At 33.9% G+C, this 14,405-nt stretch carries 10 protein-coding genes; 6 read left to right on the top strand and 4 right to left on the bottom strand.

All coding sequences use genetic code 11. The features are described from left to right. Window positions 1-17 precede the first annotated feature (17 nt). Entirely contained in the window at window positions 18-2,600 is a 2,583-nt protein-coding gene (gene mutS, locus Q0871_RS08995; RefSeq protein ID WP_299321186.1) for a DNA mismatch repair protein MutS, read from the bottom strand. Window positions 2,601-2,766: 166 nt separating this feature from the next. Between mutS and Q0871_RS08990 the strand changes: the two genes are divergently transcribed. Continuing rightward, window positions 2,767-3,297 (top strand): RNA methyltransferase, encoded by a 531-nt coding sequence (locus Q0871_RS08990; RefSeq protein WP_299321185.1) that lies wholly within the window; start codon window positions 2,767-2,769, stop codon window positions 3,295-3,297. Window positions 3,298-3,416: 119 nt separating this feature from the next. Here the strand turns inward: Q0871_RS08990 and folK are convergent, their stop codons facing one another. After that, window positions 3,417-4,559, bottom strand: coding sequence for a 2-amino-4-hydroxy-6-hydroxymethyldihydropteridine diphosphokinase (gene folK / locus Q0871_RS08985; RefSeq protein ID WP_299321184.1), 1,143 nt, complete (start codon window positions 4,557-4,559; stop codon window positions 3,417-3,419). A gap of 71 nt (window positions 4,560-4,630) precedes the next feature. Between folK and sppA the strand changes: the two genes are divergently transcribed. From sppA to Q0871_RS08970, 3 genes are read left to right on the top strand one after another with little or no spacing between them, the layout of a single operon-like run. Further along, window positions 4,631-6,391: a signal peptide peptidase SppA gene (sppA, locus tag Q0871_RS08980; protein ID WP_299321183.1), complete on the top strand. Its 1,761-nt coding sequence runs from the start codon at window positions 4,631-4,633 to the stop codon at window positions 6,389-6,391. 3 nt (window positions 6,392-6,394) lie between these two features. After that, window positions 6,395-7,111: a queuosine precursor transporter gene (locus Q0871_RS08975; protein WP_299321182.1), complete on the top strand. Its 717-nt coding sequence runs from the start codon at window positions 6,395-6,397 to the stop codon at window positions 7,109-7,111. 31 nt (window positions 7,112-7,142) lie between these two features. After that, complete coding sequence (locus Q0871_RS08970) at window positions 7,143-9,881, top strand: AsmA-like C-terminal region-containing protein (protein ID WP_299321181.1); 2,739 nt, start codon at window positions 7,143-7,145, stop codon at window positions 9,879-9,881. Here Q0871_RS08970 and Q0871_RS08965 read toward each other — a convergent pair. After that, window positions 9,874-10,668 (bottom strand): DUF2797 domain-containing protein, encoded by a 795-nt coding sequence (locus Q0871_RS08965; protein ID WP_299321180.1) that lies wholly within the window; start codon window positions 10,666-10,668, stop codon window positions 9,874-9,876. The genes Q0871_RS08970 and Q0871_RS08965 overlap by 8 nt on opposite strands. A gap of 78 nt (window positions 10,669-10,746) precedes the next feature. On the opposite strand from Q0871_RS08965, the gene Q0871_RS08960 reads away from it, so the two are divergent. Continuing rightward, the gene (locus Q0871_RS08960) at window positions 10,747-12,261 is read left to right on the top strand and encodes a GH3 auxin-responsive promoter family protein (protein ID WP_299321179.1); all 1,515 of its coding nucleotides are present in this window, start codon (window positions 10,747-10,749) and stop codon (window positions 12,259-12,261) included. A 255-nt stretch (window positions 12,262-12,516) separates the two neighbouring features. After that, window positions 12,517-13,074, top strand: a complete 558-nt coding sequence (locus Q0871_RS08955) for a hypothetical protein (RefSeq protein ID WP_299321178.1) — start codon at window positions 12,517-12,519, stop codon at window positions 13,072-13,074. A gap of 80 nt (window positions 13,075-13,154) precedes the next feature. Here Q0871_RS08955 and clpX read toward each other — a convergent pair whose 3' ends face one another. Beyond that, on the bottom strand, window positions 13,155-14,390 hold the full coding sequence (clpX, locus tag Q0871_RS08950) for an ATP-dependent Clp protease ATP-binding subunit ClpX (RefSeq protein ID WP_299321177.1): 1,236 nt from the start codon (window positions 14,388-14,390) through the stop codon (window positions 13,155-13,157). Window positions 14,391-14,405 lie beyond the last annotated feature (15 nt).

The raw sequence follows: 14,405 nt of genomic DNA, 5'->3' as shown, positions 1-14,405 counted from the left end.
CAAAAGAATTAAAAAATTTATGAAGTAGCCTTTTTACCCTTGGTTAACAGCCTTTTAATCTCATTTAATTTCATTAAAGCTTCTACCGGAGTTAGTGTATCTATGTCTAAATTCGTGATTTCGTCCTTGATTTCTTCCAATAAGGGGTCGTCTAAATTGAAAAAGCTCAATTGCATTTCGTCAGAATCACTTTTTAATTTGGCTCCGACATCTTCACTTACATGTTTATTTTCCAACTTCTTCAAAATTTTATTTGCCTTTTGAATTACTTGTTGGGGCATACCTGCCATTTTAGCCACATGAATACCAAAACTATGTTCACTACCACCCGGAACCAATTTTCGTAGAAATAAAACCGTATCCTTTAGCTCTTTTATAGCGACATTATAGTTCTTAATACGATTAAAGGTGTTGGTCATTTCATTGAGCTCATGGTAATGTGTCGCGAACATTGTTTTTGCTCTTGCTGGGTGCTCATGTAGATATTCAGAAATTGCCCAAGCAATAGATATACCATCATATGTACTTGTACCACGACCAATTTCATCTAATAAAACAAGGCTTCGCTCAGAGAGATTATTAAGTATCGATGCCGTTTCGTTCATTTCTACCATAAAGGTAGATTCGCCCATTGAAATATTGTCACTTGCACCAACTCGGGTAAATATTTTATCTACAACACCAATTTTAGCTGATTCTGCAGGTACAAAACTTCCCATTTGTGCAAGTAGTACAATTAATGCTGTTTGTCGTAGTAATGCTGATTTACCACTCATATTCGGACCAGTAATCATTATAAATTGTTGATTAGATCTGTCTAGTTGTAAATCGTTGGCAATATACTGTTCGCCTAAAGGCAGCTGTTTTTCAATAACCGGGTGCCTTCCGTCTTTTATTTCTAAATCTGTAGAATCATTAAGAGAAGGGCAGTTGTATGCGTTTTCTTTTGCAAGTTGTGCAAAACCACAAAGACAATCTAATTGAGCAATAAGGTGTGCATTATTTTGTACAGGGGCAATGTACTCTTGCATCCATACTACTAATTGAGAGAATAGTTGTTGCTCTAAAGTTGAAATACGGTCTTCTGCTCCTAGAATTTTTGCTTCATATTCTTTAAGTTCTTCGGTAATATAACGTTCTGCATTTACTAAAGTTTGCTTACGCGTCCATGTTTCAGGTACTTTATCTTTATGAGTGTTTCTAACTTCTATGTAATAACCAAATACATTATTAGAAGCTATTTTAAGGGATGTTATGCCAGTTGCGGCAGTTTCCCTTTCAAGCATTTTATTTAGAAAGTTTTTTCCTGTAGTTGCTAATCCTCTAAGCTCGTCTAATTCTTCAGAAAATCCTTTTGCGATAGTGCTCCCTTTTAAAATATTTACAGGTGCTTCTTCGCTAAGCATCTCTTTTATTTTAGCACGTAATAAATCGCAAGATTGTATTTGGTCTCCAGTTAAAGCGAGCGATTCGTTTTTAGAAGAGGTCGCTAATTGCTTTATGGGTATTAAGGCTTCTAAAGAATTTTTTAACTGTACTACTTCTTTAGGGTTTACCTTGCCTGTGGCGACCTTAGAAATTAATCGTTCTAAATCGCCCATTTGTTTAATATGGTGCTGAAATTTTTCTAAAACAATTTCTTCATCATGTAAGAAAGAAACAATCTGTTGTCTCCTTTTAATTTTTTCTAAATTTTTAAGCGGTAATGCAAGCCATCTTTTAATCATTCGCCCACCCATTGGTGAGATGGTTTTATCGATAACATCTAAAAGCGTTACTGCATTGATATTGGTAGAATGGTAAAGTTCTAAATTTTTAATGGTGAACCGATCCATCCATATATAATCATCTTCAGCTATACGCTGTAATTTAGATATATGTTGTAATTGTCGATGTTGAGTTTCGCCTAAATAATGCAATACCACACCAGAGGCAATTATACCGCAGGTTAAATGATCTACACCAAAACCTTTTAACGTATTGGTATTAAAGTGAGATGTAAGGTTTTCTAGAGCATAATCTTCTTGAAAAACCCAATCTTCTAGGTAGAATAAATGATGGTTTTTGCCGAATACCTCTAAGAATTCTTTTTTATGTGCTTTAGATATTAAAATCTCATTGGGTGAAAAATTTTGCAGTAATTTATCTATTTGCTCTTCGCTACCTTCTGAGGTTAAAAATTCACCAGTAGAAATATCAACAAACGCAATCCCTATTTTTTTTCTTCCGAAGTGAACCGAACAAAGAAAATTATTAGTCTTAGAGTTTAAGATATCGTCATTCATTGCCACCCCAGGGGTAACCAATTCGGTTACACCTCTTTTGACAATAGTTTTGGTTTGTTTAGGGTCTTCTAACTGGTCGCATATGGCAACACGTTGACCTGCTTTTACCAATTTAGGTAAATAGGTGTTTAAGGAGTGATGTGGAAAACCGGCTAGCTCGGTTCTTTCGCCACCATTATTTCTATTCGTTAGAATAATACCTAATATGCGTGAAGCCTTTACTGCATCTTCACCAAAAGTCTCATAAAAATCGCCTACTCGAAATAGCAATAATGCATCAGGATACTTGGTCTTGATGGTATTATATTGCTTCATTAAAGGTGTTACCTTTTTTGTCTTGCTTTTATCCGCCACTTTAATCTTTATCTCATTAATTTTGCACCTTCACGAAAGTATGGTTTAATCTCTTGAATTTTAATCATTGTTGATATTTGAGGATAAGTTTATAACCAGTTAAACTAATGAAATTGATTAGTAAAGTATGAGAAAATTAAGAAATGAGGAGTTAGATAGAATTGATGTTGAAGGGTATAAGCTTGCCGGTAAATCTCCTATAATTATTGTTCTTGATAATATAAGAAGCTTAAATAATATTGGATCGGTCTTTAGAACTGCCGATGCTTTTTTAATTGAGAAAATATATTTGTGTGGTATTACCGCCAAACCACCTCATAAAGATATTCATAAAACAGCGTTGGGTGCTACTGACAGTGTCGATTGGGAGCATGTTGATGATACAATGGTTTTGGTCGAAAGGTTGAAAAGAGATGGTTGTCATATTATTTCGGTAGAGCAAGCAGAAAAGGCAACTCAGCTTAACGAATACATGCCTGCCAAAGATAAAAAACAGGTGCTTATTTTTGGAAATGAGGTTAAGGGTGTTGCCCAAAATGTGGTTTCTAGTAGTGATGAGGTTTTGGAAATACCGCAATTCGGTACCAAGCATTCATTGAATATTTCAGTTAGTGTGGGTGTTGTGGTGTGGGATTGCTGGAGTAAGTTAAACGCATAAAAAAAGCCTGGTCGTAGACCAGGCTTTTTAGTATAGTTTGAGTTAGTTAGTTGCACGTATGCCTTCACAATAAAAGATTTTCTTTTTATTTACGCAAGAAATAATGCGATTTATTATTGTCATGTATTGGCTAAGGCAAAGTCTTCTATCTTAGTTAAAACAGTTTCATAATCACTTTGGTGACTTACAAAATCAAGCTCGCTTACGTCTATAATGAGTTGATTTTCTTTGGGATATGTTCTTAGAAAGTCAAAATAACCACGGTTAATTTTCTCGAGATATGTAAGTTCTATATTCTGTTCGTAGTCCCTGCCGCGTCTCTTTATTTGCTCTAGTAATCTTTCTGTTGTTTGATACAGATAAACGTATACTTTGGGCTTTTTAACTTCCTTGTACATAAAGTTAAACACCTTTCTATAAAGGTCAAATTCATTTTGTTGTAGAGTAACCTTGGCGAATATCAACGATTTATATATGTCATAATCACTTACCATGAAACTCTTAAAAAGGTCTAGTTGATTTGTATCTTCTGTAAACTGCTGATAACGGTCTGCTAAAAAAGACATCTCTAGAGGGAAAGCATACCTCGCTTGATCCTCATAAAAATTAGGTAAAAAAGGATTCTCGGCAAATCGTTCTAAAATCAATTTTGCATTAAAGTCTTCAGAAATTTTAGTTGCCAATGTTGTTTTTCCTGCTCCAATATTTCCTTCAATGGCAACATACTCCAAACTAGCAAAAAACGTATGCCTGCTTTTAAAAAGTCTTTTTATTTGTTTTGTTATGGTGCTTTTATCTTTGCACTCTTGAAGCAAATTTCTAGTGTCTTTATTAAAAATGGGATGATAGAATTGCGGAGTAATATCAGCAAGTGGTTTTAATATAAACTTTCTGTCTTGCATTTTAGGGTGCGGTACAGTTAAATTTGTAGTGTTTATTACATCTTTTTCGTAATAGAGGATGTCAATGTCTAAAGTTCTACTTTGGTAATTATTTCCTTCACTGCGTTCTCTTCCAAAATCTGTTTCTATCGATAATAATTTAGCAAGTAAGTCTTCTGGGGAAAGCAATGTCTGTAATTCTAAACAGGCATTCAAAAAATCTTCACCTTCAAAACCCCAAGACGGAGTTTCATAGACAGCAGAAACCTGCCTAATTTCGCCGGTTACTTTGCCGATTTCGAAAATAGCTTTTTGTAATAACAATTGACGGTTACCTAAATTACTGCCAATAGATAAGAATGCTGTTTTGTATACTCCCATAATGTTGGGACAAAATAACTAAAACATATCCACATTAGTTATCTTTGTTCACTATTATAATAAAGATTTAAATGAATTTTTTAAGAAATTTTCTTGCTTCCATTTTGGGTTCCCTGTTTGCATTCGGAATCATGTTTGTAATGTTTTTAATTTTTGTAAGCTTAGTTAGTAGTGGTGAAGATACCGTTGCCATTGAAGATAACTCTATTCTTGAGTTGCAATTACAAAGACAAATTTCAGATTATACAGGTAGTGACGAATTAGATCCCTTCGCAGGAATTTTTGAAGAGTCGCAAGGTTTAGATGAAATAATACAAGCTATTGAGGTTGCGAAAAATGATGACCGTATAAAGGGAATTAGTATTAATAACAATTTTATAATGGCAGGTTTGGCACAAACTCAGGCTATTAGAAAATCATTAGAAGATTTTAAGGAAGAAGGTAAATTTATTTACGCATACGCAGATTTTTTTATGCAACGCGATTATTATTTGGCTAGTGTAGCAGATTCTATTTTTATAAATCCGGTAGGGGTTTTAGATTTTAAAGGTTTGTCGACTGAGGTGCTTTATTATAAAGAACTGCAAGAGAAATCTGGAATTAAGATGGAGGTTATTCGTCATGGAAAATACAAAAGTGCTGTTGAGCCCTATCTTGAAAATAACATGAGTGAAGCCAATAGAAGTCAATTAACTTCTTTATTGCAATCGCTTTGGAATTCTATGATTGTAGATATTTCAAAAACACGATCTATTTCTGAATCAGATTTAAATGTAATTGCAGATACCTTAGGTGGTAGAACTCCGAAATACGCGAAGCAATCAGGATTGATTGATGATATTGTTTTTTATGATGAGTATGAGGGTAAACTGGTAAATGCTCTAAAAATTAAAAAAGACGACGACATTAACTATAGCAAATTAGATGACTACGTAAAGTATTCGAATAAAAAGAAATTAAAATCTGGTGATGATAAAATTGCCATTGTTTTTGCACAAGGTGAAATTTTATATGGTGAAGGTGGCCCTAACATTATTGGTCAAGGTATTATAAACGAAGCATTGATCAAAGCTCGTGAAGATGAAAATGTAAAGGCAATTGTTTTACGTGTGAATTCGCCAGGCGGTAGTGCTTTGACTTCTGATATTATTTGGAGAGAGGTTGCACTTGCCAAGAAAGTGAAGCCTGTAATTGTATCCATGGGTAATGTCGCTGCATCTGGTGGTTATTACATTGCTGCTGGTGCTGATAAGATTTTCGCCGAACCTACGACAATAACGGGTTCTATAGGTGTATTCGGTACTGTGCCGAACATGACTGAATTAGCTGGTGATATAGGTATTAATGCAGAGCAAGTTGGTACTAATAAAAATGCTGTCGATTATTCACTTTTTGAGCCTATGCAAGAAAGTTTTAAAAATCAAATTCAAGAGAGTATCGAGGAAACCTATCAAACATTTCTACAAAGAGTATCTGAAGGTAGAAATATGACGATGGCGCAAGTAGATAGTGTTGCGCAAGGTAGAGTTTGGAGCGGTACCGAAGCTTTAGAAGTTGGTTTGGTAGATGAGTTAGGTAATTTAGATGATGCAATTGAAGCGGCTGCTGAGTTAGCTTCGCTGAGTTCTTACGGAGTTAAGAAATTTCCGAAATATAAAAGCGGATTTGAGCGCTTTATGGAAGATTTAGAAGGAGCTAGTCTTCAAGTTAAAGAGAATTTATTAAAAGATGAAATAGGTGATGAGGCATATAAGGTGCTTAAGGAACTGCAATCTTTTAAAGAGCAAAAGGGTATTCAGGCTAGAATGCCGTTTGCATTAGATATTAAATAGTATATGACCTTAAAAGATAGAAAACTAGCAGAGCGTATTTATCTATATTTAGGGGCTTTGTTTATCACTTCTTTAGTGGTATCTAACCTTATATTTCAAAAGTTTTTTTATTGGAATCCCTTTGGGGATTTCACTGTTTTCGGGGTTTCGCTTTTTGAAGTATCTGTAGGTATTTTGCCTTATCCCATAACTTTTTTAATAACAGATTTAATTTCAGAAATTTATGGCAGAAAGATGGCAAACCAAATTGTTACTGCCGGTATTTTTGCATCTTTCTTTTCTATGGGTATTATATTGTTAGCAGAAGTTGCGCCGGCAATCTCTTCTTCACCTATAAATGATGAAACGTTTACAAAAGTTTTTGCGCTGTCGCCAATAGCTGTATTAGCTTCTATGATAGCTTATTTGCTAGCGCAGTATGTAGATGTTGCTATTTATCATTTTTGGAAAAAATTGACTAAAGGCAAGTATTTGTGGTTGCGTAATAATTTTTCGACATTCTTATCACAATTTCTTGACACGTTTACCGTTGTGGGGTTGTTATGTGTCTTTAAAGTATTACCGTGGGAGCTTTTTTTCGGTCTCGTAGTTAGCGGATTTATTTTTAAGATTTTTATAGCATTTCTAGACACCCCTTTTCTCTATTTCTTCGTATATATTATGAGAAAACGTTTTAATCTAAAGCCAAATGAAGAATTGGACTTAGATGTTTTAGATTAAGAATAGTAATAAAACAGTATAAAAGTATACTATGGGTAAGAAAATTTTAAAAATTGTTGGAGTATTATTAGTGTTGATTATTGTAGTTTTAATTGCGGCTCCTTTCTTCTTGGAAGCTAAAATAGGGGAGATTATAAAAAGTAATGTCAATCAGAATGTGAATGCCACATTAGATTTTTCTGAGGCTAACTTAAGCTTGGTCAGTAGTTTTCCGAATGCAGAAGTAGATTTCAAAGATGTTGTGCTATTAAATAAAGCTCCTTTTGAAGGTGATACTTTATTTAAAGCCAGTAGTCTAGATTTGACAATGGGTATTATGCAATTGTTTAAAAGTGAAGGTGATGCTATAGCAATTAATAATATTAATTTAGATGGTGCATTCATTAATGTTGTAGTTGATAAAGAAGAGAATGCCAGCTATGATATAGCAAAACCTTCAGAACCAACTGCCGCTGATGAAGAATCTAGCTCAACCGATGGTTTTAATTTGGACCTACAATCTTATGAAATTACCAACACTAGAATTTATTACACAGATAATTCAACCGGTATAGCCTTTAAATTAGATGATTTTCAACATAGAGGAACCGGAGATTTATCTTTGGCTACTTCTGAGTTAGATACGCATACAGATGCTTTTATTTCTTTAGAAATGGATAGTGTCAATTACTTAAACAAAAACAAGATTAAGCTAGATGCACTTATAGGTATAGATTTAAATGAGAACAAATATTCTTTTTTAAAGAATGAAGCATTAATCAATCAGCTACCATTAGTATTTGATGGTTTTATTAAATTAAATGAGACCAGTCAAGAAATAGATTTAACATTTAAGACTCCGTCTTCAGATTTTAAAAACTTCTTAGGGCTGATACCAGAGATTTACTCTAAAGACATTGAAAATGTAACTACTACAGGTGACTTTGCTGTTAATGGTAATTTTAATGGTATTGTTGATGAAACACATATTCCTAAATTTCATGTTGATTTAAAATCGGATAATGCTTCATTCAAGTATCCAGATTTGCCAAAAGCGGTAAGTAATGTATTTTTTGATATTCAGTTAAATAATAAAACAGGTATTGTAGAAGACACCTATGTAGATGTTAATAAAGCTTCTTTTATGATAGATGAAGATAAATTCAATCTTACATCACACATAACAGAGTTAATGGGTAACACTAAGGTAAAAGCTCATATAGATGGGGCTATGAACTTGGCGAATATTTCAAAAGCATACCCCGTACCGGCTGAGTATGATTTAAAAGGGTTGTTGAAGGCAGATATTACTACTGCTTTTGATATGCAGTCTGTAGAGAAAGAACAATATGAAAAAACAAGTACTACAGGCGATTTAAGTGTAACCAATTTTGAATACAATTCAGAAGAGTTGGCAAACCCTGTAAAATTTAACGCCGCTCGTTTAACCTTTAACCCAAAGACTGTTACTTTAAATCAATTAAATGGTACCACAGGTACCACTGATTTTGATGCAACAGGTACTATAAACAATCTATTAGGGTTTATGTTTAATGATGAAAAGGTGGAGGGTAATTTTAATCTGAAATCTAATTCTTTTGCTTTAAGCGATTTTATGGTTGCAGAGACAGAAGTTCCTGCAACTACAAATGATAGTAAGTCCACTTCTGGTGGAGCAGTACAAGAAGAAAAAATTAAAATCCCATCTTTTTTAGATGCAACTATTAATGCAGATGCTAAAAAAGTATTGTATGATGATATCGTATTAAGTGATGTAAAAGGGGTTTTGAAGATAAAAGATGAAACTGCTACTTTAAGCAATATGACTGCTGGTATGTTTGGTGGTAAAATCGGTTTTAATGGCGATGTATCCACAAAGAATGAGACGCCTACTTTTAATATGAAGTTAGACTTAAATCAACTTGGTATTCAAGAAACTTTTGCTTCTGTTGATTTGTTTAAAGCTATAGCGCCAATTGCGAAAATGTTGAATGGTAAATTAACGTCAGATATTTCTCTGTCAGGTAATTTAACCGACGATTTAATGCCAAATTTATTGTCATTGAGTGGGGACATGTTCGCTGATTTAATGACTGAAGAAGTGAATACCGAAGAGGCGCCTGTTCTAAATTCATTAGTTTCCAACTTGAATTTTATTGATTTAAAACAGCTGAATTTAAAAGACCTAAAAACCTCGTTATCTTTTAAAGATGGTATTGTGGTTGTAAAACCTTTTACTTTAAATTATAAGGATATTGCCATCAATGTTGATGGTAGCCATTCATTTGACCAAAAACTAAACTACAAAGCTACTTTGCAAGTACCTGCGAAATATTTAGGTTCAGATATTACAAAGTTAATTGCTAAGATTGATGATCCTTCTTTGGCTGATTTAACGATACCTGTTGTCGCTAATATTGGCGGCTTATATAATAGTCCAACAGTTACTACTGATATGACTTCAGGCGTAAAGCAATTAACGACAAAGCTTATTGAGGTTGAAAAGCAAAAGCTTATAGCAAAAGGAACCGATAAGGCGAAAGATTTAATAGGTGGTTTAATAAGTGGTAATAAAACAACGACAGATTCTACCAGTCAAAAATCGACCGACACTAAAACAGCTGCTAAAGATATTTTAGGAGGAATCTTACCTACTAAGAAAGATACTGCGTCTACCACATCTGTAAAGAAAGATTCTACTCCTGTTAAAACAGAAGAAGCTGTAAAGGAAAAAGCAAAAGATATATTGGGTGGCTTATTCGGGAAAAAGAAAAACGATAGTACTAACTAATAGTTAAGCCTACATAATAACCTTCGCTACCTCTTACATTGAAAACCGTGTTGTCTTCAAAGATGAGGTATTGACCTTTAATGCCTTTTAATTTACCTTCAAAGGTTGGTGTTTTGCTTAGGTTCAAGCTTTTAACTTTTATTGGGTACTGTAGTACCGGAAATTCTAATTCAGTTTCTGTATTAGAATCTAAAAAATAGGGTAGTGCCCCTTCTGGTATATATTGCTTTAGTTTATCGCGCCATTCTTGAAGATTTTCATCAACAACTGTATTTGTAAGCATGGTGCGCCAATTTGTTTTATCACCCACATGGTCTTTTAAGGCAACTTCGGTTATGCCGGCTAAATATCTATTTGGTACTTCTGCTATTTCTATGGCTTCATGTGCACCCTGGTCAATCCACCTAGTTGGTATTTGTCCTTTTCTGGTTACACCTACTTTTACATTGCTTGAATTAGCTAGGTATACTATATGTGGCTGCAATTGCACCTTTTTTTCATAAGCTAAATCTCGGTCTTCTTGATCTAAATGCGCTTTGCTTAATTCGGGTCTCATTATCCAATCTCCGGCAGATGGTATTTCAAAAAAACATGTTTTACAAAAGCCTTGTCTGTAAATGGGGCGGTCATTACCACAATTTAGACATTGATGTTTAATGAATTCTATTTTTAGTGTTTTGTCTAGAATTTGATTTACATTCAAAAAGTCAGATTCGAACAACATATAATATTGAATCGGACTTCCTATTTCTGCCTGCATTTTTTTAAGTACTCCCTCGTATTGCATTTAAATCTTGCTTATTGAATTATCATTTGAGAATGATAGCTAGATGCGCTATTTTTAACAATACAAAGATACCTATAAATGCCAATTACCCTATTTAATTCAATTGCCTCTTGGTTGCTAAAAAAACGTTACCATCAAATCGAACTTTTTTTAAAGTATCCTGATGAGGTTCAAGAAGAGGTTTTGCTTCAACTACTTGAATTTGCAGAAGATACCGAGGTTGGTAGAACCTATGATTTTGAGTCGATTAATTCGTACAATGATTTTAAAGAACGGTTACCTATAGTTTCTTATGAAGAGATTCAGCCAATTATAGAACGTACTAGAAGAGGTGAGCAAAATCTGTTTTGGCCTACCAAAGTAAAATTATTCGCTAAAAGTAGCGGAACAACAGATGCCAAAAGTAAATTTATACCTGTTAGTGGCGAGGCATTAGAAGATTGTCATTATAAGTCTAGTAAAGATTTATTATGCCTTTATTTAAATAACAACGAAAACTCACAGCTTTTTACTGGAAAGAGTTTACGACTAGGAGGTAGTAAAGAGCTTTACGAGGATAATGGGTCTTTATTTGGAGACTTATCCGCTATTTTGATTGATAACATGCCTTTATGGGCAGAGTACAGTAGTACGCCTAGTAATAAGGTTTCGTTAATGAGTGAGTGGGAGAGTAAGCTTATGGCCATCATTCATGAAAGCGTTCAAGAAAATGTTACTAGTTTGGCCGGAGTACCTTCTTGGATGTTGGTATTAATGAATAAAGTACTTGAAGAAACAGGAAAAGAAAATTTATTTCAAGTTTGGGAAAACCTAGAAGTATACTTTCATGGTGGTGTAAATTTTAACCCTTACAAAGAACAGTACAAAAAGATTCTTCCTAATGGCAATTTTAGATACTACGAAATCTATAATGCTTCTGAAGGCTTCTTTGCTATTCAAGATAGAAATGGAGCAGATGATTTATTGCTGATGTTAGACTACGGTATTTTCTATGAGTTTATTCCGATGGATGTTTATGGCACATTTAATGAAGAGGCGATACCTCTGTGGAGCATAGAATTAGGAAAAAATTATGCTATAATTATTACTACGAACTCAGGATTGTGGAGGTATAAAATTGGAGATACGGTTCGGTTTACATCTAAAAATCCTTATAGAATTAAAGTTACCGGTCGTACAAAACACCATATAAATGTATTTGGCGAAGAGCTTATTATAGAGAATGCTGAAGAAGCTTTAAAAATAGCATGTGCAAAAACGGAGGCCGAAATAATGGATTATACTGCCGGACCCGTTTTTATGGAGGGTAAAGAAAAAGGTGCGCACGAGTGGATTATGGAATTTAGAACCTTACCGGAAGACTTTAGTGCTTTTGTAGAAATTTTTGATGATGCATTAAAATCTGTCAATTCAGATTATGAAGCTAAAAGATTAAATAATATTACCTTGAATGCTCCATTAGTTCACATAGCACGTAAGAATTTATTCTATGATTGGCTGAAGTCAAATGACAAGCTAGGTGGGCAGCATAAAATTCCGAGATTGTCAAATAAGAGGGATTATATAGAAAAGCTTTTGCGAATGAACAAGTAAATAACTCTATTCACACTAATTATTAGTCTAATCACAACAAACTTTTATATAACCTTAATAGTTACTATACATTTGTCTTGATTAATGTAGTTTTTGCCTTAAACCATAGTTGTAGTTGTTTTTGTCTTACTTTATTTACGATAAAATGGACTACACCGATATTTTTAAGCGTGTAAACAATTAAATGGTTGTAAGTGCAGTTATTGTTTCAACTTGCTGAAGTAAAACTTAACCAAAACTATAAATACTATTATTATGGCAGACAAATTAGTGATTGTTTCCGATATGTGGGGTGCTAAAAAAGGACTATGGATTACTTCATACTTAGGGTATCTACAACAATATTTTGATATTACTTTTTATGATAGTCAACAGCTAGCTAATTTAGATATTCTCATTCAAACAGAAGAGAACGTACATAATGCTTTTATAGAAGGTGGTACTGAAACTGCTGCGGCACATTTATTGAAAAAAGAAACGGAAGCTTGCTATTATCTTGCTTTTAGTACAGGGGCGACTATTGTTTGGGAAGCTGCGAAAAAAGGTTTGCCTGTTAAGTCTTTATACGGTGTTTCTCCTACAAGAATCCGTAAATCAAATGATAAACCTATGGTACCTTTTAATTTGGTATATGGTGCTAATGATGAGTTTAAGCCAAGTGAAGAATGGGCAAGTAATTTAGGTGTAGATATGGAGGTATTACCTAATTACGGACATACATTATATACAGATGAGAAAATCATTCAAAAAGTATGTATGGATCTATTACAAGAAGTAACGCAAATTACACCACAGATTAAAAAAGTGGTTTGAAAATAATATAAAGAGTAAAGCATAAAAAAAGCGAAGATTTAAATCTTCGCTTTTTTTATATTCAATACTTTGATAAAATATTATGAAACTGCCTTCAGTTTTTTAATGGTATCGTGAGATAACATTTCTTCGGCATATGGTTTTGTTACTTTGAAATTTGTATCACTTGTACTTGGCATCTCGAACATTGCGTCAGTAAAAATGGCTTCGCATAAAGATCTTAATCCTCTTGCTCCAAGTTTATACTCAATTGCTTTTTCTACAATATAATCTAAAGCCTGGTCTGTAATGGTGAATGTAATATCGTCCATTGCAAACAACTTCTCATATTGTTTTATAATCGCATTCTTAGGTTCTGTCAAGATAGCTCTTAATGTCTTTTTGTCTAACGGATTCATATGTGTTAGAACTGGAAGTCTACCTATAATCTCAGGTATAAGTCCAAAATCTTTTAAATCTCTTGGAATGATGTATTGCAATAAATTACTGTCATCTAAAAAGTTATCAGATTTAGAAGCGCTATAGCCAACAGCTTGCATATTTAAACGTTTTGTAATAGCACGCTCGATGCCGTCAAAAGCTCCACCGGCAATAAATAGAATGTTCTCCGTATTTACTTCAATGAATTTTTGATCTGGGTGCTTTCTGCCTCCTTTTGGCGGAACGTTTACTACGGTACCTTCCAATAATTTAAGAAGACCTTGTTGCACTCCTTCTCCAGATACATCTCTTGTAATTGAAGGGTTATCACTCTTACGGGCAATTTTATCGATTTCATCAATAAAAACAATTCCTCTTTCAGCTTTTTCAAGATTGTAATCTGCTGCTTGTAAAAGACGGGTAAGAATACTTTCTACATCTTCACCAACATAACCAGCTTCAGTTAATACTGTAGCATCAACAATCGCCAATGGTACATTAAGTAATTTGGCAATGGTTTTAGCCATTAGGGTCTTACCGGTACCGGTTTGCCCAACCATAATAATGTTGCTTTTTTGGATCTCTATATCATCTTCTGCAGATGTAGGTTGTAATAACCTTTTGTAGTGGTTGTAAACAGCAACTGACATTACCTTTTTGGTACGCTCTTGTCCTATAATAAAAGTGTCTAAAAATTCCTTAATTTCTTGAGGCTTCTTTAAAACTAGTTCAGAAGAAAGATCGTTGGTCTTTGTCTGTTTTGATTCTTCGGCAACAATGCCGTGAGCTTGCTCTATACAGCGGTCACAAATATGCGCATCTAGCCCAGCAATCAATAAATTGGTTTCTGGCTTTTTTCTACCGCAAAATGAACACTCTAAATTTTCCTTTGCCATTATCTATCTTCTCTA

Source organism: uncultured Maribacter sp., assembly GCF_947500985.1.
Classification (GTDB): Bacteria; Bacteroidota; Bacteroidia; order Flavobacteriales; family Flavobacteriaceae; genus Maribacter.
Note: the sequence above shows the minus strand (reverse complement) of the source record. Positions and strands in the feature narration are given on the sequence as shown.

Excerpts from the sequence above, each read along its gene's own strand:
- Q0871_RS08955 (WP_299321178.1), top strand. The coding sequence starts at position 12,517 with ATGGCAGACAAATTAGTGATTGTTTCCGATATGTGGGGTGCTAAAAAA.
- Q0871_RS08970 (WP_299321181.1), top strand. The coding sequence starts at position 7,143 with ATGGGTAAGAAAATTTTAAAAATTGTTGGAGTATTATTAGTGTTGATT.
- Q0871_RS08990 (WP_299321185.1), top strand. The coding sequence starts at position 2,767 with ATGAGAAAATTAAGAAATGAGGAGTTAGATAGAATTGATGTTGAAGGG.
- Q0871_RS08975 (WP_299321182.1), top strand. The coding sequence starts at position 6,395 with ATGACCTTAAAAGATAGAAAACTAGCAGAGCGTATTTATCTATATTTA.
- mutS (WP_299321186.1), bottom strand. The coding sequence starts at position 2,600 with ATGAAGCAATATAATACCATCAAGACCAAGTATCCTGATGCATTATTG.
- Q0871_RS08960 (WP_299321179.1), top strand. The coding sequence starts at position 10,747 with ATGCCAATTACCCTATTTAATTCAATTGCCTCTTGGTTGCTAAAAAAA.
- sppA (WP_299321183.1), top strand. The coding sequence starts at position 4,631 with ATGAATTTTTTAAGAAATTTTCTTGCTTCCATTTTGGGTTCCCTGTTT.
- clpX (WP_299321177.1), bottom strand. The coding sequence starts at position 14,390 with ATGGCAAAGGAAAATTTAGAGTGTTCATTTTGCGGTAGAAAAAAGCCA.
- Q0871_RS08965 (WP_299321180.1), bottom strand. The coding sequence starts at position 10,668 with ATGCAATACGAGGGAGTACTTAAAAAAATGCAGGCAGAAATAGGAAGT.
- folK (WP_299321184.1), bottom strand. The coding sequence starts at position 4,559 with ATGGGAGTATACAAAACAGCATTCTTATCTATTGGCAGTAATTTAGGT.